At 32.2% G+C, this 21,096-nt stretch carries 21 protein-coding genes; 4 read left to right on the top strand and 17 right to left on the bottom strand.

Translation table 11 applies throughout. The features are described from left to right. Positions 1-89: 89 nt before the first annotated feature. The 3 genes from FG167_RS06760 to mfd all read right to left on the bottom strand — a co-directional run bounded on the left by FG167_RS06760 (position 90) and on the right by mfd (position 5,503). A complete protein-coding gene (locus FG167_RS06760; RefSeq protein ID WP_203460663.1) occupies positions 90-683 on the bottom strand; it encodes a hypothetical protein in 594 nt (197 codons plus the stop codon). Between the two features lie 82 nt (positions 684-765). Then, positions 766-2,133 carry a TlpA disulfide reductase family protein gene (locus FG167_RS06765; RefSeq protein ID WP_203460664.1) on the bottom strand — a complete coding sequence of 456 codons (1,368 nt, stop codon included), beginning with the start codon at positions 2,131-2,133 and terminating at the stop codon, positions 766-768. Between the two features lie 31 nt (positions 2,134-2,164). After that, positions 2,165-5,503, bottom strand: coding sequence for a transcription-repair coupling factor (mfd, locus tag FG167_RS06770; RefSeq protein ID WP_203460665.1), 3,339 nt, complete (start codon positions 5,501-5,503; stop codon positions 2,165-2,167). 516 nt (positions 5,504-6,019) lie between these two features. Here mfd and FG167_RS06775 point away from each other — a divergent pair. After that, positions 6,020-6,451: a TerB family tellurite resistance protein gene (locus tag FG167_RS06775; protein ID WP_203460666.1), complete on the top strand. Its 432-nt coding sequence runs from the start codon at positions 6,020-6,022 to the stop codon at positions 6,449-6,451. Between the two features lie 55 nt (positions 6,452-6,506). Here FG167_RS06775 and FG167_RS06780 read toward each other — a convergent pair whose 3' ends face one another. From FG167_RS06780 to fbp, 5 genes are all read right to left on the bottom strand, one after another. Next, positions 6,507-8,021, bottom strand: coding sequence for an ATP-binding protein (locus tag FG167_RS06780; RefSeq protein WP_203460667.1), 1,515 nt, complete (start codon positions 8,019-8,021; stop codon positions 6,507-6,509). Positions 8,022-8,032: 11 nt separating this feature from the next. Further along, positions 8,033-8,524 (bottom strand): Rab family GTPase, encoded by a 492-nt coding sequence (locus tag FG167_RS06785; protein ID WP_203460668.1) that lies wholly within the window; start codon positions 8,522-8,524, stop codon positions 8,033-8,035. Then, positions 8,511-9,329 (bottom strand): cell envelope biogenesis protein OmpA, encoded by an 819-nt coding sequence (locus FG167_RS06790; protein WP_203460669.1) that lies wholly within the window; start codon positions 9,327-9,329, stop codon positions 8,511-8,513. The genes FG167_RS06785 and FG167_RS06790 overlap by 14 nt, the downstream gene beginning before the upstream one ends. An 18-nt stretch (positions 9,330-9,347) precedes the next feature. Further along, complete coding sequence (locus FG167_RS06795) at positions 9,348-9,710, bottom strand: fructose 1,6-bisphosphatase (RefSeq protein ID WP_203460670.1); 363 nt, start codon at positions 9,708-9,710, stop codon at positions 9,348-9,350. A 72-nt stretch (positions 9,711-9,782) separates the two neighbouring features. After that, positions 9,783-10,787, bottom strand: coding sequence for a class 1 fructose-bisphosphatase (gene fbp / locus FG167_RS06800; protein WP_203460671.1), 1,005 nt, complete (start codon positions 10,785-10,787; stop codon positions 9,783-9,785). Positions 10,788-10,906: 119 nt separating this feature from the next. Here fbp and FG167_RS06805 point away from each other — a divergent pair, with 119 nt between their 5' ends. From FG167_RS06805 to FG167_RS06815, 3 genes are all read left to right on the top strand, one after another. Next, on the top strand, positions 10,907-11,386 hold the full coding sequence (locus FG167_RS06805) for a GNAT family N-acetyltransferase (RefSeq protein ID WP_203460672.1): 480 nt from the start codon (positions 10,907-10,909) through the stop codon (positions 11,384-11,386). After that, a complete protein-coding gene (locus tag FG167_RS06810; RefSeq protein ID WP_203460673.1) occupies positions 11,383-12,633 on the top strand; it encodes an aspartate kinase in 1,251 nt (416 codons plus the stop codon). The genes FG167_RS06805 and FG167_RS06810 overlap by 4 nt, the downstream gene beginning before the upstream one ends. A 76-nt stretch (positions 12,634-12,709) precedes the next feature. Then, positions 12,710-14,533 carry a lysophospholipid acyltransferase family protein gene (locus FG167_RS06815; protein ID WP_203460674.1) on the top strand — a complete coding sequence of 608 codons (1,824 nt, stop codon included), beginning with the start codon at positions 12,710-12,712 and terminating at the stop codon, positions 14,531-14,533. 78 nt (positions 14,534-14,611) lie between these two features. Here the strand turns inward: FG167_RS06815 and FG167_RS06820 are convergent, their stop codons facing one another. The 9 genes from FG167_RS06820 to rsmA form a co-directional block, all read right to left on the bottom strand. After that, a complete protein-coding gene (locus FG167_RS06820; RefSeq protein WP_055443905.1) occupies positions 14,612-14,941 on the bottom strand; it encodes a helix-turn-helix transcriptional regulator in 330 nt (109 codons plus the stop codon). A 103-nt stretch (positions 14,942-15,044) separates the two neighbouring features. Next, positions 15,045-15,536 carry a DUF4870 domain-containing protein gene (locus tag FG167_RS06825; RefSeq protein ID WP_203460675.1) on the bottom strand — a complete coding sequence of 164 codons (492 nt, stop codon included), beginning with the start codon at positions 15,534-15,536 and terminating at the stop codon, positions 15,045-15,047. A 92-nt stretch (positions 15,537-15,628) separates the two neighbouring features. After that, positions 15,629-16,204 (bottom strand): hypothetical protein, encoded by a 576-nt coding sequence (locus FG167_RS06830; protein WP_203460676.1) that lies wholly within the window; start codon positions 16,202-16,204, stop codon positions 15,629-15,631. A gap of 54 nt (positions 16,205-16,258) precedes the next feature. Further along, positions 16,259-16,645, bottom strand: coding sequence for a VOC family protein (locus FG167_RS06835; protein WP_203460677.1), 387 nt, complete (start codon positions 16,643-16,645; stop codon positions 16,259-16,261). A 130-nt stretch (positions 16,646-16,775) separates the two neighbouring features. Beyond that, complete coding sequence (locus FG167_RS06840) at positions 16,776-17,231, bottom strand: DUF1801 domain-containing protein (RefSeq protein WP_203460678.1); 456 nt, start codon at positions 17,229-17,231, stop codon at positions 16,776-16,778. Further along, positions 17,221-17,646 (bottom strand): hypothetical protein, encoded by a 426-nt coding sequence (locus tag FG167_RS06845; RefSeq protein WP_203460679.1) that lies wholly within the window; start codon positions 17,644-17,646, stop codon positions 17,221-17,223. Before FG167_RS06845 ends, FG167_RS06840 begins: the two co-directional genes overlap by 11 nt. A gap of 58 nt (positions 17,647-17,704) precedes the next feature. Continuing rightward, complete coding sequence (locus tag FG167_RS06850) at positions 17,705-18,646, bottom strand: 2-hydroxyacid dehydrogenase (protein WP_203460680.1); 942 nt, start codon at positions 18,644-18,646, stop codon at positions 17,705-17,707. A gap of 218 nt (positions 18,647-18,864) precedes the next feature. Beyond that, positions 18,865-20,238: a magnesium transporter gene (gene mgtE, locus FG167_RS06855; protein ID WP_203460681.1), complete on the bottom strand. Its 1,374-nt coding sequence runs from the start codon at positions 20,236-20,238 to the stop codon at positions 18,865-18,867. Positions 20,239-20,249: 11 nt separating this feature from the next. After that, complete coding sequence (rsmA, locus tag FG167_RS06860; RefSeq protein ID WP_203460682.1) at positions 20,250-21,044, bottom strand: 16S rRNA (adenine(1518)-N(6)/adenine(1519)-N(6))-dimethyltransferase RsmA; 795 nt, start codon at positions 21,042-21,044, stop codon at positions 20,250-20,252. Positions 21,045-21,096: the final 52 nt, after the last annotated feature.

A 21,096-nucleotide genomic window follows, 5' to 3' on the forward strand; every position in this document is an offset into this window, starting at 1 on the left:
AACAAAAATAAACAGAATATAAAATAGGTAAGGATACCTGTAAGTAACTTTAAACTAGTGATCTGTTTTAGACGTTTTACTAGTCGTTCTTAATTACAATTATTGTTATAATATTTCACTACATCTTCAATGCCATAACGCTTAAAATCCTTTGCTTTGATTTTGCTTATTAATTCATTACAATCCCCAAAATATTTTTTGGTGAGTTTAATAAATTTCTTAGAATATGTATTTGCTAGTTTTAAATTAGTGACTATATCACTTCCTTTTTTTGCTATGTAATAAGTTGTTTTTGGGTGGTTTGTAAATCCGTATCCTCCACCCATCATATTTGGACCATAAGCTGCTCCACTTGAATAATCTTGATATAAAGTTACTTCTCCAACTATAACTACTTCTAAAAGTTTAACGCTTCCAAACCCTGCAGAGCCTTCAATTATTTTGTGTTTATAATTTTGTTCTACACCATCGTCATTATATATAGTCAGTTTTTCTACTGTCTTGTAATCATAAATTTCTTTAGTTGCACCTTTTGTTTTTTTTAAAAGAATTTTTCCATCCTCTATAATTCTTCCCAATCCGTGGATACTACTTCCGTCTTTTAAGGTTACCGAAATTTTATTTTGCGCAGTTAATTTGGAAATGAAAAATAGAGAAATAACGAGTAGAAATAGATTTTTCATAATTTGGTGTTTTTCTTTATTGCATTTAAAAGCAACACATTTCAGAGTGTTTTTTTATTAGAACGACTAAGTGAAAAAAACGCTAATCTTCTAACTCTTTCTTTTCCTTTTTCTCTATAACAATAGGATGTGCTTTGTAAAAAGCTTCTAAAGCAGAAAAATCATCTGGTTTATCTATGATGTTTTTGTCGGCATCTAGAATAAAATAAGTTGGTGTTGCCGAAACACCGTAAGCGTTGCCAATCGGGTTGTCCCATTTTCCTTCCCCATACACATGATTAAATACTGGAAAGTCGTATGTTTTATCTTTCCATCTGTAAATATCATTCTCTAAAGCAACAGCAATTACTTTTAGTTTGCCCGTTTCTAAGTTTTTTGTGTATTCATGAAGTTTTGGTAATTCTTCTAAACAATGTGAACAAGTACTACTCCAAAAAACGACTACATATTGTGCGGCCTCTTTAAAATCGTAAAGTTTTACAAGGTCTACTTGTTTGTCTTTAGGGATTTCTAAAGTAAAGTTAGGAGCAAGGGCACCAATTGAAGTGTTTTTATAAACAGTTAGTTTTTCAATTAATGTATTATCCCTTTTTACTTTTGCTATTGGCAATAAATACGTCTCTGCAATATGGTTAGCAACTTCCTCTTTTTTACCATCTGCAAATTGGTTGAAAAGCACTTCTGCTATAATTTCCTTAATAGTAGTATTCTCTCCAATTGCTGTAATAACCGTATCGACATTGTTTATATATCCAATATTTTCATCTGTTGGATTTGTAAACGTAAACACATAGTTTAAAACGGTTTCAATTAAAAAGCTAGAGCTTTGTAAGGTCGCATTGCTAAAATCTATATTGTTAAAATAATTCGCTTTTAAGTTTTTTGAAAACGTCTGTGCATCTTCCATTTCTGTTGGAATATATGGCTTACTTGCTTTAATAAAATGAGAAGCTAGCATACCTTCGGAAGCTTTTTCAAATTCATTTTGTGTTTCAGCTAATACATTAAAAGCCTTTCGAAATTCTTTTTTACTTTCTTTATTGTTAGAATAATATGCGTTTATGTTCTTGCTAACTGCTTGTAAACTTTCTGTATAAGCGCCTAATAATTTGTTTTCTTGAGATGCTATGTATTTTACACCTTCGTCTAAATTAAAAGTAAGTTCTATATCTTCTTTTGCATTGTATATAAAATCGAAATTATACTCATCTTGCGGCAAAGCATACACGATTCGGTACATCCCTTTGGTAACTGTTGTATCCAATTTGAATTGAAAATTACCAATGCTATCTATTTCTGCATTATTTACATAAAGCGAAGTCGTTGGTGTAACTTTGTAAAGTATGGCGAATTTAAATTCGTCTGCAGGAGTGAAAGTTCCTTTAATAGTGTGTTGTGCTAATAAAATGCTTGGTAAAAAAGCGATTAAAAAAAGTAATTTTTTAGTCATTGTAATTGGTTTTCTTATACTATTTCAAAGGTTATGCCAAAATAGGTTTTAAAGCGTTTAATGCTTTATCTACAGTGTTTATTCTATCAAAAGTAAGCAATAATCTTAAACCTGCTCTGGTCTGTTTTTCTTTCATTTTACATGCTTGCGGATTTGTTTGAATGTATTGCAAGACTTTACTAAACCCTGAGCTTTGGTAAAAAGCGCTTTGTTGGTCGTTAATAAAATAACCAACAAGCTTGCCTTTTTTCATAATGATTTTCTCTAAACCTAATTTGGTGGCAATCCATTTTATTCTAACCGAATTTAATAAGTCTACAACCTGCGTTGGTAGCTCGCCAAACCTATCGATAAGATGGGTTTCAAAAACGGTAAGTTCTTCTTCTGTTTTAATATTATTTAATTGCGTGTAAAGGTTTAATCTTTCGGTAATATTGTTGACATAATCGTCTGGAAAAAGGAGAGAGAAATCACTGTCAATAGTAATGTCTTTTACAAACTCTTTTTCTTTTCCGTCGTCTGGATATAAATCTTTAAACTCGTTTTCTTTAAGCTCTTCAATGGCTTCGTTTAATATTTTCTGATAGGTATCAAAACCAATATCATTGATGAAACCACTTTGTTCGCCACCAAGTAAATCTCCTGCACCACGAATTTCTAAATCTTTCATGGCAATGTTAAATCCGCTACCAAGTTCTGTAAATTGCTCTAGAGCAGTAATACGTTTTCTGGCATCGGTTGTCATTGCCGAATATTCTGGCGTTATAAAATAACAGAATGCTTTTTTATTTGATCTACCAACACGACCACGCATTTGGTGCAAATCACTAAGTCCGAAATTATTCGCATTATTAATAAAAATGGTATTTGCATTTGGTACATCTAGACCACTTTCTACGATGGTTGTACTCACTAAAACATCAAAATCGCCATTCATAAAAGCGAGCATCAATTGTTCTAGCTTTTTACCTTCCATTTGCCCATGACCAATACCAATTTTAGCATCTGGGACCAAACGTTGTATTAAGCCTGCAACTTCCTTAATGTTTTCTATTCTATTATGAATGAAGAAAACTTGTCCGCCACGTTGAATTTCATAGCTAATAGCATCACGAATTCTTTCTTCGCTAAAGCGGATTACATTACTTTCTATAGGATAGCGATTTGGAGGTGCTGTTGTAATTACCGACATGTCTCTTGCGGCCATTAAACTAAACTGAAGCGTTCTTGGTATTGGAGTTGCTGTTAAGGTTAATACATCTACATTGTCTTTTAATGTTTTTAGTTTTTCTTTTACAGCGACACCAAATTTTTGTTCCTCGTCTACAATGAGTAGTCCTAAATCTTTAAATTTTACTTTTTTATTTACTAGTTGGTGTGTGCCAATAATAATATCTACATGTCCTTTTTCTAGTTTTTCTAGCGTTTCGCGTTTTTCTTTCGCGGTTCTAAATCGGTTTAGATAATCTACAGTTACCGGGAATTCTTTTAAACGTTCTGCAAAAGATCTAGAATGTTGGTATGCTAAAATGGTTGTAGGAACCAGAACGGCAACTTGTTTGCCATTATCTACAGCTTTAAAAGCTGCACGAATAGCAACTTCTGTTTTACCAAAGCCAACATCACCACAAATTAGTCGGTCCATTGGTCTCTCACTTTCCATATCTGCTTTAATATCTGCAGTAGCTGTGGTTTGGTCTGGTGTGTCTTCGTAAATAAAGGAGGCTTCCAACTCGTGTTGCAAGTAGGAATCCGGATTGTATTGGTAGCCTTTTTCTAGCTTTCGTTTTGCATATACTTTAATAAGGTTGAATGCAATTTCTTTAACTCTAGATTTTGTTTTTTGTTTTAAAACTTTCCAAGCTTTACTACCAAGTTTATATACTTTTGGTGGTTTACCATCTTTACCGTTAAACTTGGTGATTTTATGTAGCGAGTGAATACTTAAATAGAGTATGTCACGTTCGCCATATACCAATTTAATAGCTTCTTGTTTTTTGCCTTCGACATCTATTTTTTGCAGTCCGCCAAACTTACCAATACCATGATCTATATGTGTAACATAATCGCCAATGTCTAGGTTTGTAAGTTCTTTTAAGGTTATGGATTGCTTTTTAGCGTAACCATTTTTTAAGTGGAATTTATGATAACGCTCAAATATTTGATGGTCTGTATAGCAGATGATTTTATTGTCGTTATCTACAAAACCTTGAAAAAGCGAAAGCACGATGGTTTTATAATGCACTTCTTGTTCTACGTCTTCAAAAATATCATGAAAACGTTTTGCTTGTTGCTCACTTACACAAGCAATATAATTGGTAAAACCCTTGTTGTGGTTGCTGTTTAGATTATCAATAAGTAAGTCGAAATTTTTATTGAAAGCAGGTTGTGGCGTTGTGTTAAACTCTATAGTCGTTGTGCTGGACATGACAGATGTGCTTCCAAACTCTACAACAGAAAACTCTAAAAGTTGCTTTTTTAGTAAGGTAGCATTACAGAATAATTCTTCTGGTTCTGCATGTTTTATATCTTTGGAAAGGTTACCAAAAGCTTCCACTGCTTTTTCAAAAAGGGAATCTACTCTAGCGAAAGTTAAGTCGGCATTTTTTGTAAAAACAACCGTTTTTTGCGCAATGTATTTTAAGAAACTTTGTCGGCTTTCTTCTAAAAACTTATTGGCAACATTAGGTATGATGCTTATTTTTTTAATTTGCTCTGTAGAGAGTTGTGTTTCTACATCGAAGGTACGAATGCTATCTACTTCGTCACCAAAAAACTCAATTCTATATGGTTCGTCATGGCTAAAGGAGAATACATCTACAATTCCTCCACGAACGGAAAATTCTCCAGGTTCGGTAACAAAATCTACCCGTTTAAATTTGTATTCGAATAATACTTCGTTAACAAAATCTATAGATAAATCATCCTGAACAGAGATTTTCAACGTGTTTTTTTCCAGTTCTCGACGCGTTACTACTTTTTCAAAAAGGGCATCTGGATAGGTAACAATTATTGCTGGCTTTTTACGAGAATTTATTCGGTTTAAGACTTCCGATCGTAGTAGCACATTAGCATTGTCTGTTTCTTCTATTTGGTAAGGTCTTCTATAGCTTCCAGGATAAAAGAGAACGTCTTTACTGTTTAGTAATTGTTCTAAATCGTTGAGGTAAAAGGCAGCTTCTTCTTTATCGTTAAAAATAAGAAGGAATGGTTTTTCGGCTTGTTTAAAATTTTGAGAAATGATAAACGAAAGGGAAGAACCAACAAGTCCTTTAATATGTGTTTTTGTTTCGGTTTTGGCAATAGCAGTTTGCAGTTTTTGCGATTGCAAAGACTGTGCGTAGGTTTGCGAGAGAAGTGTTTTACTCACGTATTTTAATTTTAGGTAAAGATAAAATTTACAATGTTTTTAGCCACGAATACACGGATGTTTTTTTAGTATTTTTATTTAATTCATGCTAGCCTTTTATCTGTTAGTCTTTTTTGTAGCTCATTTTCTGAATTCTTGATGATATGCTGTAATGGTTTTATATGAAAATCCGTTTTACTAAGCATATCTTCTTAGTAACAATAAATTACAGGTTTTACTAAGGCTAAAGCAAACCACTTTTAAAATAAAAAAGAATTTCTAGGATATGATAAGTCTGACACGCAGATTTATGATTTTTAATGGAACTTGTTTTTGCATTAGCGATAGCAGTGGCATCCTTTTTTGTGTGCAAAAAAGATATAACGAATAGCGCGACACTACGAAGCTTTTGCGCAGTGGTGTAATGCCCAAATGATGCAAGTTTAGTTTGTTTTGTTAGACCTAAAAAAAGCTAATAATAATGTTTTAAATCGTGTTTTGTTTAATTATCTTTGTGCCACTTAAAAAAAAGAATATATGTCAATTTCAGATTTATTTGATAGTGGATTTAAAAAGCGTAATGAAGACCATTTTGCTTCAATTGTTAGAGTTGCAATGGAAGATGGGGTTATTACAGATGAAGAAAAGGCGTTTTTAGATCGTTTAGCTAGAAATTTAGATATTAGCGAAGGGGATTATGCAATAATTTTAAAGGATTATGCTTCTCATCATATTAACCCTCCAACTTCTTACGATAATCGTTTAGAGCGTTTGTATGATTTATCTAGAATGGTTTATGTAGATCATATTAAAGGCGATGATGAAGAACATGTTTTACGTAAGATTGCTGTTGGATTAGGTTTTAAACCTGAAAATGTAAAGTATGTTGTGGATAAAGCACTTGCTTTGGTAAGTAATAAAGTGGATTTAGACACTTTTATGGAAGAAATAAAAACAATGAATAAGTAATATTTTTATATTATTTAGTATATAAAAAAGGCGAACTATCATAGTTCGCCTTTTTTTATTTTAAGTATTTGTGAATGGTTTTCAGTAAGCTTTTCTCATCAAAAGGTTTACTAATCACATCGTTTATTTTTGCTTTTTTGTAGCGTTTTAAGTCTTCAGGGAATACTTTTCCTGTTAATGCTAAGATTGGTATTTTTTTAAGATCTTTTTCTGGTAGTTGTCTAATTTCTATGGCAAGTTTATCTCCAGTGGTATTTGGTAGATTGATGTCCATTAAAATAATATCTGGCTTTTGGTTTTGGATGGTTTCTATTAGCGTATCTGGATTGGTAACGATATCTAAATAAAACTTTCCTTGTGCTGCTAATATTTTAAGTACGGAGAGTTGCGTTATTTCTGAGTTTTCTACTAAAAGAATATGGTATTTATCTTTTCCTAGTTTTTCTACAGTAGCAACTTCTACTTTTTTATGTTTTGTTTTTGTATCTAATTTAAAACTTAAATTTAAAGCGAAAGAGGTTCCTTCATTAAATTCACTGTCAATAGAGATGTTACCATCCATTAACGAAACCAAGTTTTTTACAATGGCTAATCCTAATCCTGTGCCTTTGTTTCTTTGGGTTTTGTCTACTTGGGTGAAGCTTGTAAAAACTTTATCTAGGTTTTCTTCTTCTATACCAATTCCTGTGTCTATAATTTGAAAATGAATACTTGCTTTATTAGCTCTTACTTGATTTAAAGAAACATTTAAAGTGATACTCCCTTTTGTGGTGTATTTAATTGCATTGTCTATTAGATTGCCAAGTATTTGCTTTAATCTATAAGGATCACCAATAATATGTGTTGGTAATTTTTCTCCAATAGTACTAAGAAAAGTTAATCCTTTTTCTTCGGCTTTTATTTTATAAGTGAAAACAAATTCTTCTAAAAACTCGGGTAGGTTGAAAGAGTCTTCAATCAAATTAAGTTTACCAACTTCTATTTTAGAAATATCTAAAATGTCTTCAATCATGTGTTTTAAATGATTGGAAGAGGTGTTAATAATATTTAGGTAATCTTTTTGTTCGGAGTCTAGATTGGTTTTACCTAAAATATCTACAAAAGTAATTATCCCAGAAAGAGGTTCTCTAATTTCATGGCTAAAGTTAGCGATGAAGGTGTTTTTAAATTCTTCTTTTTCTAATAAGTATTTATTTTTTAATTCAAGAATTTGGGAGTCTATAACCGATTCGTTTCTCTTTTGCGCAGTTAATTGATAATTGTCGTAATGCGTTGTTAAGTCTTGAATGATTAGTAGCGCGTGTTTTTTAGAAAACGTTTTAAGCGTAATATCTGCTATTATATTTCTATTGTCTGTTTCTAAATGAATACATGAGAATAGATATTCTTGGTTTTCCTCGGTATCTAATAAGGTTGTAATACTTTCAAAAAAAGGATGTAAACTAGTTATACTTTGCTTGGCAACATTTGAATAGAAAGCGTCGTCAGACTCTAGGATAACACCTTTTTTATCTATAATTAGATATTGAATAATAGCCTTTTCATGTGCTATTCTATGTTCTGCGAGCATTATTCTGTAGTTTATGAAATTAGTTGTTTAGCTAATGTAGAGAATAGATCATTAACTTTCGTATTTGCTTTTGCGCTAGTATAAAAATCGGTGAACGACCCAAAAACATCGCTGTTCTGCTTAATAAAGTCTTTGGTAACTAAATCTTTTTTGTTTCCTACTACTTTTATTGGGATGTTTGGATAGTTTGTTTTTATAAAATTTAAATCGCTTTCTAATTGCTGGTAGGTTGCAGGTCTAGTAAGGTCGAATACGTATATCATACCACTAGTACCTAACATATAAGAGGCTCTTGTGTTTGTAATATCGTCATTACCTTCTAGATCCCAAATAATTAAAGAAACGGTTTCCTTTGGAGAAATTACTACTTCTTTTTTTAATATATGTACACCTATGGTTACTTTGTAGTTGTCGGTAAAAGTGTCTTCGACAAAACGTCTAATAAGCGAAGATTTACCAACACCAAAGTGACCAAGTAAAACTATTTTTTTAGAGATATTCATTAGCAAAATATGCTTTTAATTTTTTAGTTAAAGACTCTTTATTTTTTAGATCTGTTTCATTAATAATGTTTTGAGCAAAATCTAATAGTTTGTCTTCTAATTCTGTTTTATGACTAGCATTAAATATGCCAGAAATTACTACTGCAATATAATAGGATGAAAAATTTTGAATATATATACTATACGTTTCATATTCAATGAGTTCTAGGTTTTGGTCATTTTTTTTAAAAGCATCTTCAACAAAGCTTTTAATTGCAGTTAACATACCCGCAACCATATCTTCATCTATATCATCTGTTTTAGAGTATTTTGAAATAAGTAAACCCGATCCTTTTTCAATAACCATAAACTGGTTTAATTTTGGAGCGAATTGGTTTTGTAAAATTAAATCGGCCTCACTAACTCCAGAAGTTTTAGCTTTAAATTTTCGTTTAAAGCCTTTAAAAGAAAAGGTGTTGTCTATTTGTTGGTTTATTTTTTCGGATAAAAGTTTGAATTCATTTTGAATGTACTTCTTTATCATTCTACCTAGAATTGGGTACAATGCTTCAACTACGGCATCCTGAGAATTTTTTATTTCCGTTTTTAATGCTTCTGTAATAGTTGGACCTAAAGTGTTTGGTATTTCGAGAACAAATTTATTTAATTTATCATCAATAATTGGATCTACCTTTTCCGATAAATTTGTTTTTTGATTTATTGTTTCCTCAAGGATTTTGATTTTTTCATGAATCGATAAAGCATATTCTCTTTCATCTGTTAGTAAGATGTCTTTAAGAATTTTAAGTTTATCTTCTTGATTCATGATTGCTAGTAATTTGTGTTACTTGCTTATTTTTTCACCAAGATTCATTAACAAGTCGCCTAACAATTTTCTGTCTAATTTTTTTTCGTCAAGGGTATCTGCTTTGTCATTAAAAGAATTTTCAAGATCTGTAATTCTTATGTTAATGTCAGTGCTTAAATTATCAATATTTTGAAGTAATTCTTTTCTAACATCATCGACCAAGTTTTCTAATTCTTGCTTTTTGTTAAGGATGTCATTTTTTACCGCTTCAAACTCAATATCGTAAGCTTGCATGTTTTCTCCAAAAATAAGCTGTTTTATAGCATCAATTTTTGTAGAAGCTTCTACATTGGAATTATGTGATTCGGTGTTGTTATTTGTAAGTTTTTCTTTAGCCATTATCGTTTAGCTTTTGTTTAAAAAAGTAATGTACAAAAATAATGAAAAAGTAATGACTTAATCTAGTAAATATTAAGCCTTTTGCATAAATTCTTCTGCTTTTTCGACCATATTTTTACTTCCACACAAAAACGGCACTCTTTGGTGTAATTCTGTAGGGTCAATTTCCATAATTCTAGTGTAACCATCACTTGCTTTTCCGTTAGCTTGTTCTGCTAAAAAGGCCATTGGGTTACATTCATATAACAAACGTAATTTACCTTGTGGGTTTTTAGAACTTTTTGGGTACATATACACACCTCCTTTTATCATATTTCTATGAAAATCGGAAACTAATGATCCAATATATCTGCTTGTATAGGGTCTGTCACCTTCTTCCTCTTGGCAATATTTAATGTAGTTTTTAACCCCTTGTGGAAATTGTGCATAGTTCCCTTCATTTACAGAATAGATTTTGCCATCAACGGGAAACTGCATGTCTGGATGCGATAAATAAAATGTACCAATTGCTGGATTAAGTGTAAAACCATTAACACCATCTCCAGTTGTGTAAACAATCATTGTTGATGTTCCATAAACAATATATCCGGCAGCTACTTGTTGGTCTCCTTTTTGTAAAAAATCTTCTAAAGTAACAGGAGTTCCTACTGGTGTTACTCGTCTGTATATGGAAAAAATAGTACCTACAGAAACGTTTACATCAATGTTAGAGGATCCATCTAAAGGATCTATTAAAACAATATATTTGTTTTGGTTGTTTTCGTCTTGACTGTTAATAGCAATAAAATCGTCTTCTTCTTCACTAGCAATACCACATACTATGTTACGTTTTGTAAGTGTTTGAATAAACTTCTCATTTGCATAAACATCTAGTTTTTGTTGGTCTTCACCTTGAATGTTTGTGTCTCCTGCTGCACCAATAATATCTACTAAACCGGCTTTGTTTACTTCATGGTTTACCACTTTTGCTGCCAAACGAATGGAGTTAATAAGTCTAGATAACTCGCCAGAAGTATATTTAAAAGATGTTTGGTTTTCTATAATAAATTCTCCTAATGTTTGTTTTGTTCTAGACATAATAGCTTTTTAATGGTTTTTACAAATATCGTTTTTTTTAACAAATTATAACGTTATCGTTTTACTTTAATGCATAAAAATTAATGCCTTTAAACTATATTTGAGAATAAAATTAGCAGATGGACTTTATAATTAGAGAAGCAACAATAAACGACGCAAAACAAATCTTAGACTTAATTGTAGAATTGGCAGTTTTTGAAAAGGAACCTGATGCAGTAGAAGTAACTATAAAGGATTTAGAAAAAGATGGATTTGGTAGTAATCCTGTTTTTAAATGTTTTGTCGCAGAATACAACAATGAAATTGCAGGAATTGCTGTGGTTTACAATAGATATTCTACATGGAAAGGCAGAATAATACATTTGGAAGATCTTATTGTAAGTCAGAAATATAGAGGTAAAGGTCTTGGTACTTTACTATTAAATCAAGTAGTTATTTATGGAAATGCACTAGGTGCTAAAAGAATAAATTGGGAAGTTATTGATTGGAATGAACCTGCAATTCGTTTTTACGAACAAAAAGGAGCAAAAGTACTTCGAGATTGGGATGTAGTGCAATTGGATGAAGAAGGAATAAAAAACTATTTATCGAAAATATGAGGGTTTTTAAATTTGGGGGTGCATCTATTAAAGATGCAGATGGCGTAAAAAAATTAGTAGAAACATTGCAAACGGTAGGTTATGATAATACTTTGATTGTGGTCTCTGCGATGGGTAAAATGACGAATGCCTTAGAAAAAGTTATAGATAAATATTATAATGATAAAGCAGCATTACAAAGTGCCATTCAAGAAGTGAAAAAGTTTCATAATGAAATTTTATTAGATTTATTTCCTAATGAAAATCATGTTGTTTTTACTAAAGTAAGTAGTTTGTTAGATGCATTAGATTCGTTTTTTAAAACCAATAAATCACCAGATTACAATTATGTGTATGATCAAACTATTTGTTATGGAGAGTTAGTTTCTACTACCATTATTAGTGCGTATTTTAATGAAGTAGGTTTAAAGAATATTTGGTTAGATGTAAGAGAATTTATAAAGACAGATAACTACTATAGAAGAGCAAATGTAAATTGGGAGGTGACCCAAGAGCAAATTACTGCTAATTTCAATACCAATACGTTAAATATTACACAGGGTTTTATTGGTAGTGACGCTAATAATTTTACAACCACCTTAGGAAGAGAAGGAAGTGATTACACCGCAGCAATTTTTGCATATTGTTTAAATGCTGAAAGTGTAACTATCTGGAAAGATGTTCCGGGAGTTTTAAATGCCGATCCGCGATATTTTGAAAACGCACAATTGTTATGCAAAATATCGTATAGAGAAGCCATTGAATTAGCGTTTTATGGGGCTTCTGTAATACATCCAAAAACGTTACAGCCATTACAAAGAAAGGAGATTCCGTTATATGTAAAATCTTTTTTAAATCCCGAAGCAGATGGAACTAAGGTGAGCAAAGGTGTCGATTTAGACCCAGAAATCCCGTGTTTCATTGTTAAAAAGAATCAGGTTTTAATTTCCCTTTCCTCTTTAGATTTCTCATATATCGTAGAAGAGAACATTAGCGAAATATTTAGTTTGCTACATTTATATAAAATGAAAGTAGATGTTATTCAAAATTCGGCAATTAGTTTTTCGGTATGTATAGAGAATAATTACAATAATTTAGATAAATTATTACAACATTTAAAGGCGAAATTTAGAGTAATTTATAATGAAAATGTTTCTTTGTATACGATAAGACATAGTAATGATCAGGTAGTTAAAGAAATAGAGAAAGGAAAAACGGTACTTTTAAAACAATTAACACAAGTTACTACGCAATTAGTTACTAAGTAAACATTTATTACATTTGCGATTGCTTATCTTTTTTTGTTAAGCAAATAATAGGATTAATTAGTATAATAAAACAAACATGAGTCTAGTAACACCAAAGGAAGTAGCAAAAGCCATACATGTAGATAAGTATGGTTTTCTTGGTACATTCTTTGGTTGGCTTTTAATGAAGGTTTTGAAAATATCGACCATAAATAGAGTGTACAATAGAAACAAGCATTTAGAAGGTTTGCCTTTTTTAGAAGCTATTTTAGATGAATTCCAGATAAAATTCGAAATTCCCGAAGAAGATTTAAAACGATTACCAAAAGATGGCGCATATATAACAGTATCTAACCATCCGCTTGGTGGTATCGATGGTGTTTTGCTTTTAAAGTTGATGTTAGAGCAAAGAAAGGACTTTAAAATAATCGCTAACTTCTTACTGCATCGTATTGAACCAATGAAGCCTTATATTATGCCTGTAAATCCTTTTGAGGACAGAAAAGATGTAAAGTCGAGTATTGCAGGTTTTAAAAATTCTATTTTGCATTTACGTGACGGACATCCACTTGGTGTGTTTCCTGCAGGAGAAGTTTCTACCTATAGAGATGGTAAATTGGTGGTAGATAAGCCTTGGGAAGAAACAGCAATCAAGCTTATTAAAAAAGCTGAAGTTCCTGTAGTACCTATTTATTTTCATGCAAAAAATTCTAAATTGTTTTATAAGCTATCCAAAATTAGCGATACGTTTAGAACTGCAAAATTGCCATCCGAAGTTTTAACACAAAAACGTAGAACTATTAAAGTTCGAATTGGGAAACCAATTAGTGTAAAAGATCAAAGTGAGCATGAAACGATTGAAAGTCTTTCGGAGTTTTTAAGAAAGAAAACCTACATGTTATCGCATGCTTTTGAAGACGAACCTAAAATTTTAGAGAATCTTTCTAATACCTTAAAAACGCCTGCAAAACCGCCAAAACGTATTGTAACTCCAGTAAGTATGGAGTCTATGATAGAAGAAGTGGAAGCTTTAAGACAAGATGATTTAAGGTTGTTACAAAGTAAAAATTATGAAGTCTTTTTAACGCCAGCAAACAAAATTCCTAATATCCTTCATGAAATTGGTCGTTTACGCGAAATTACATTTAGAGAAGTTGGTGAAGGTACTAATGAAGCTATCGATTTAGATGATTTTGATAACTATTACCATCACATGTTTCTTTGGGATAACGTAACCAATAAATTAGCAGGAGCATACAGAATGGGGCTAGGTTCTCAAATATTTGCTAAATATGGTATTGATGGTTTTTATCTTCAAGACTTGTTTCGATTTGAGCCAGAATTATATAAAATGATGGGCCAATCTATTGAGATGGGAAGAGCCTTCATTATTAAAAGCTACCAACAAAAACCAATGCCTTTATTTTTGCTTTGGAAAGGAATTGTACATACTACATTACGTTATCCGGAACATAAATTTTTAATTGGTGGTGTAAGTATTAGTAATCAGTTTTCAAATTTCTCAAAATCTTTAATGATAGAGTTTATGAAATCGAATTACTACGATCCTTACGTTGCGCAATATGTGCATCCTAAAAAAGAATTTAAAGTCGTTTTAAAAGATGCAGATAAAGACTTTGTTTTTGATGCTGCAGAAGCAGATTTAAACAAGTTTGATAAAATTATTGATGAGGTAGAACCAGGTGCATTACGTCTTCCTGTGTTGCTTAAAAAGTATATTAAACAGAATGCCAAACTGGTAGCATTTAATGTAGATCCTTTATTTAATAATGCGGTAGATGGTTTAATGTATATCAAAATTGCCGACTTACCAGAAAGTACTGTTCGTCCTGTAATGGAAGAATTTCAAGCAGAATTAGAACGCAAGTTTACTAATGGTGAAAATACCGAGAGTGAGTAAATTTCTTAAATTCACTTTAATGAAAACATTTATGGTATACTTTATTTTTAAAACAAAGAGTAAATAATTTAGTATACTTTAAGAACTTGCATTCACCTGCGTTTTTACAAAAAAGTCATTAATAAGTCTTCTACACGCATTTAGTTTATCTGTATTAATAGAATAGCTTAAACTTTTACCACTTGCAGATTGGTCTAATAAGCCAATTTTTTTTATTTCGCTTAGGTGTTGCGAAATGGTTGGCTGTGCTAATCCAATTTCTTTTACAATATCATTACAAATACAGCCAGAATCGGAGCTACTAATATATTTTATAATGGCAACTCTAGCAGGATGACTAAAAACTTTAGCCACTTTAGCTAAGTAATTATTTTCTGCATCATGAATGTTTAATTTAGTAGATCCCATAATTGTAATTTTAAATTAAAACACTAATATAATAGTAATATTGCAATATTACAATAGTCGTTCTAATAATAAAGCCAAAACGAATGTTTTGGCTTTATTTAATTTATAAAGATTTAAACCAATCTTGAAACATGGGTCCAACAATTGGAGTAGGTTTCTTTTCTCCACTTAAGGCCCCAATTAAACTCATAATCCATAGAACTAATAAAACCAAGCCAAAGATTCCACTAATAAATAGGGAAATGAAATTTAAAACATAACTGGCAAGTGATAGTATTAATAAACCTAACATTTGTCTAATATAAAAAGAACCATATTCCGATTTCTTTTCACCATTATTCATCACTAAAGCTATAACCCATCCAATCCACCAAATATGTGCAATAATGGCAACATTTTTTCCATCGCTTAATACTTCTTTAGCATCATTTGCAAAGTCTTTGGCTGCTTCTTTTGCATCTTCGGCAAAGTCTGTAGCTTTTTCTTTAGCATCATCGGCGAAGTCTGCAGCTTTATCTGCTGCTTTTTTTGCTCCTTCTTTTACATCACCAATCATATCATCGAGGTCGTCGCTTAAATTTTTATCATCTGCCATAGTTTTTTGTTTTTTAATTAGTTGCCTTCTAATTTAATGAAAAAAAGCTAGATTTTCATCTAGCTTCTTAAATTTAATTCGTTGAAGATTGTTTACTTGGACCCAAAAAGTCTTTGAAAAAAACCTTTTGTTTTTTTAGTAGCTTCTTCTATAACTTCTTGAGCATCTTCTGCTAAGTCTTCCAGTTTTTCACTAGCTTCACTAGCAAACTCTGTTGTTTTTTCTGCTACATTGCCTAGCACTTCTTTTGCATCTTCTGCTAACTCATTCGCTTTTACTTTGGCAGCATCTATGGTTTCTTTAGCATCTCCTTCTATAAATTCGTTTGCTTTTTCTTTAGCATTTGTAAAAGCTTCCTTAGCGTCTTCTGCTAATTCACCTGCTTTTGCTTTGGCAGCATCTATAGTTTCTTTAGCATCTCCTTCTATAAATTCTGTAGCTTTCTCTTTGGCATTGGAAAAGGCTTCTTTAGCATCTTCAGCTAAATCCCCTAATTTTTCTCCAGCTTCACCAGCTAATGCACTTGCTTTATCTTTTGCGTTATCTAGTGATTCGTTAGCATTTCCTTTTATATCATCTGCTTTATCAGCAATAGCATCCATAGAACTATCTATAGTACCTTCTGTATCCTTAATTTTGTCTTCTAAATCTTTATTTTCTTCGTTCATCGTGTTCCTTTTTAAAATGTTATTTTGGGTTAAAGCTTCTATATTTATTTTTATTTATAAAAAAGGCTTATCTATTGGTTCCCAAAGTTCAATTTTGTTACCGTCGTTATCTAAAACCCAACCAAATTTTCCGTATTCATATTCTTCAATTTCTCCTACAACAGTTACTCCTTCTTCTTTAAGGGCAGCTATTAGTTCGTGTAAATTTTCTACACGATAGTTAAACATAAAGTCTTTTTTTGAAGGTTCGAAGTGTTTGCTGTCTTCGGCAAATGGACTCCATTGTGTGGTACAATCGTTACCTTCTGTATCTTTCCATTTAAACGTACAGCCATAATCGTCTGTATTAAATCCTAAATGTTTTTTATACCAATCTTTAGCTGCTTTTGGGTCTTTTGTTTTAAAGAACAAACCTCCAATTCCTGTAACTCGTTTTTTCATTGAAAATTATTATTTTCATTCCCTTGAAGAAGGGAATCTTGTTATTATTCCTTTTATGTTGTAATACCTACAAAGTTTTTATAACCTTGCAGGACGATAATTTATCTCTCTCCAATTACCTCCAAATTATCTATTTCTCTAGTGCTTTCTCGTAAATAGCAATCCACTCTTCTACAGTTAATTTTGTGCATAGTTCCGCAATTAAATCGAAAGGAATTTCTTTTGTCTTTTTAAAACGAATACAGCTTTTTCCCATATCTAATTTGCGCTTGCAATGTTTAGGGTATTGGGCAACAAACCAATCGTGTATTTCTGGTTTTGCATAAATACCACTATGATATAAATTTACTGAATTTTTTTGGGATGCAAAACTCATAAAAGGCAAAGGTGTTTTCGGATTACAATGATACCCATCTGGATATATAGAATGCGGTACTACGTAACTAATCATGCCATAAGTAATTGCTTCTTGAAATCCTTTTGGCAAGTTATCTTTAATGGTTTTGCGTAATTTTTTTAGAACCGCTTGTCTTTCTTCTGGTACTTGATTTATATACGCTTCGGGTGTGTCCGCCTTATACTGCATTTTGCTTCGATTTATTAATGGCTATTTTACCACCAAGCCAAGCCATAGGAATGTAGGCTATAACAATATCTGCAACTGCAAACCAAGTTGGACCTGGTAACATATAGTTTACTGCTATTCCTCCTAATAAGAAAAGAACACCAATAGCTAAGGCGAATTTCATTTTATGATTAAAGGCAATAAAACCAGCAACCATTGCTCCAATAATAGTACCTAATGCATGTGCCAGAAACGGAAAAATAAAGTGTTGTGCATCTAATGTTGGCATTACTTCTGCCAATGCCTGCATGTTATTTGGGTCTACACCTTCTATAGGAAATAATTTATTACCCAATTGAACGAGTGACATATTCACTACGCTTCCTGCAAACCAACCAAGGATTACAGCTAAAATATTTCTAAGAATAGGATGCATATTTTTTTGTTTTTAGAGACTTCAAAATAGGGAATTTATTTTTATACTTCGCTAGACTTTAGCTAAGCTTGAAAATATCTTTGATTTTATCTACAATGGTTTGTGCTAACTTTTCTTTACTTTCCTTAGTCCAACCGGCAACATGCGGAGAAAGTATAACGTTTTCTGCTTGTATTAAATACTGAAAAGCTTCTGGCATGTTGGAAGAAAATAAGTTTTCGAAGGATGCTTTTTCGTATTCTAAAACATCGAGTCCTGCTCCAAGGATTTTACCAGATTGTAATGCGGAAACTAAATCTGCAGTAACCACACTTTTTCCTCTTGCTGTGTTTATTAACCAGAAGGGTTTAGCAAATTGATTAATAAAATTTTCGTCCACCATATTCGTGGTTAATGGTGTTTCTGGAGAGTGTAAACTTAAAACATCTGCCTCTTGAAATAGAATTTCTAATGGTACTTGTTCTGCATTTTTATCTCCAACATTGGGTTTAATATCATAGCATAAAACATCTACTTCAAAACCTCGAAGTTTTTTAGCGAATGCTTTTCCCATGTTTCCATATCCAATTAAACCAACAGTATTTCCGTCTAGTTCTATACCGCGATTTTCTTCGCGTAGCCATTTTCCAGATCGTACTTCTTTATCTGCTTTATTAAGTTTATTAAATAAACTAAGTAGCATGGCTAAACTATGTTCACCTACTGCATTTCGGTTTCCTTCTGGTGCCGAAATTAAATGAATGCCTTTGCTTTCTGCATATTCGCAATCTATGTTTTCTAATCCTGCGCCAACACGACCTATAAATTTTAGGTTTGTGGCAGCATCTAGAAATGGTTTGTCTATAGAAAAACGACTTCTAATTATAAAACCATCGTATTCCTGTATTTTATTAAGAATGTCTTCTTTGGAAGACGTATAATCTTCATGATTAGTGCATCCTAAATCGTTTAACTGATCTATTAATAGGGGATGATTGGAATCTAGGTGAAGGATTTTCATGACAAATGCATTTGTTTAGAAAGTAAAAATACAATCTTTTTTCTAGCCTTCTACCTTTGGTTTCTTTTTTGGAATGGAATGCCCTTCCTTTTAAAAAAGGGAGGGAGATATTTTGTTGTTTTGCGTTAGGGATTGAACGGCATGTTTGAGCTCTTTTTGTTTTTCTCCAAAAAAAAGCGAGTAGTGAAAGCGCGACCCTTGTGGTAACGCCATGAAAATTAAAAACCTAGTATAAGTTTTGCGATTGTAAAATAGAGTAAAATACCAAAAACGTCGTTACTTGTGGTGATAAATGGTCCTGTTGCAACTGCTGGATCGATACCTCTTTTGTCTAGAAATATTGGAATAAATGTACCAATTAAAGCGGCCATTACAATTACGACGATTAATGCAATTGCTATGGTTATAGAGACATTGTAAGGTGTGCCAAACACAAAATGCGTAATTAGTAAACCGATAATAGCAATGGCTATTCCGTTTACTAAACCTAATATAAATTCTTTAAAAAGGCGTTTTAAAATGTTGCCATCTATGCTGTTATTTGCTAGTCCTTGCACTACAATTGCAGAAGATTGTACGCCTACGTTTCCTGCGGTTGCTTGTATTAAAGGCACAAAACTTAGTAGCACGATAAAACTGCCCATGTCTTGGTTAAAATGTTCTATGATGCTTGCGGCACCTAAACCACCAAACATACCAATTAATAGCCAAGGTAGTCTTGCTATGGTTAATTTCATGATGCTATCATCTGCTTCTACATCACTGGTAATACCTGCTGCTAGTTGGTAATCTTTTTCGGCTACTTCTTTCATGACATCTACAATGTCATCAATGGTAATGCGACCTAATAAGGTTCGTTCTTTGTTTACAACAGGAATGGCCTCTAAATCGTATTTTTGCATCACTTTTGCTACGTCTTCTACATGTTCATCTACAAATACGTAATCTACATTTGGGTTCGAGATTTCGGCTATTTTTTGTTCGCTTTTTGCGGTGATTAAATCTTTTAAAGAAAGACGGCCAATAAGTTTATTGGTTTTATCTACTACGTAAATGGAGTGCACTCTACTCACATCTTTTGCTTGTCCGCGAATTCTACGCATGCATCCTGCAACCGTCCAAGTTTCATAGACTTTTACTAGTTCTTTTGCCATGAGTCCACCAGCGGAATCCTCATCATAGGCTAAAAGTTCTGTGATTTCATCTTTATGCTCTAAGTCTTCAATTTTATTGATTACTTCTTGCTGCCGTCCTTCAGGAAGTTCGGCAATAATATCGGCAGCATCATCGGTATCTAGTTCTTGAATTTCTTCTGCAATTTCTTTTGCTGAAAGATTTTCTAAAACTTTTTCACGAATATCTTCATCCAGATCCATTAGGATATCTGAAGTAGTCTCTGAATCTAGAAGTTTTATAACATAGGTTGCTTGTTCTAGATTTACTTCGTTTAGAATTTCGGCTATATCTGCGTGGTGAAATTCATTTAACAATTTACGAAGCTCCTTATCGTTGTTACTTTCGATAAGCTGCTCTACTTGTATAATGAGTTCTTTGGTTAGCTCAAATTGTATGTTTTCTTTTTCTTCTACCAAGCTACAAAGTATTAAAGATTTTGGGTGTCTTTTTCAATTTTTAAGGTTAGGTCAATAAAGGCTTCTACACTTAATTGTTCTGGACGTTTGCCAAAGATAACATCTTCTCTTAAACTATCGGATAGTTGTAGCGTTTTTAAACTATTACGAAGTGTTTTTCTACGTTGCTGAAATGCTGTTTTTACTACTTTGAATAGCATTTTTTCATCACAAGCTAACGCGTAATTCTCTTTTCTTGTAAGTCGAAGTACTCCGGATTCTACTCTTGGTGGCGGATTGAAAACTTCTGGAGGAACGGTAAATAAGTATTCGGCATCATAAAATGCTTGTGCTAATACCGAAAGAATTCCGTAGACTTTAGATCCTTCTTTAGAGCAAATACGTTGTGCTACTTCTTTTTGAAACATTCCGGAAAATTCTGGAATCTGGTCTCGCATTTCAATTGTTTTAAAAACGATTTGGGTAGAAATGTTATATGGGAAGTTTCCAATAATAGCAAAAGGTTCGCCTTTAAAAACCTCGTTTAAATCATATTTTAAAAAATCTTTTTCTATAACTCTATCTGCAAGATTGAGATAGTTATTTTTTAGGTACTCAACAGATTCTGTATCTATTTCTATGACATGCGTGGTAACGTCTTTTTTCAATAGATACTTGGTTAACACACCCATTCCTGGACCAATCTCTAAAACGGTGTTGTAGTTTTTAAGTGTTAGCGAATCTGCAATTTTTTGTGCGATGGTTTCATCGTTTAAAAAATGCTGACCTAAATGTTTTTTTGCTTTTACTTGATGGTTATATGCCACGAAATTGGTTTTTATTGAAATGAGATTGTACGATACTTATAATTGCAAAATT

Origin of the sequence: Lacinutrix sp. WUR7 (assembly GCF_016864015.1) — a bacterium.
Classification (GTDB): domain Bacteria; phylum Bacteroidota; class Bacteroidia; order Flavobacteriales; family Flavobacteriaceae; genus Oceanihabitans.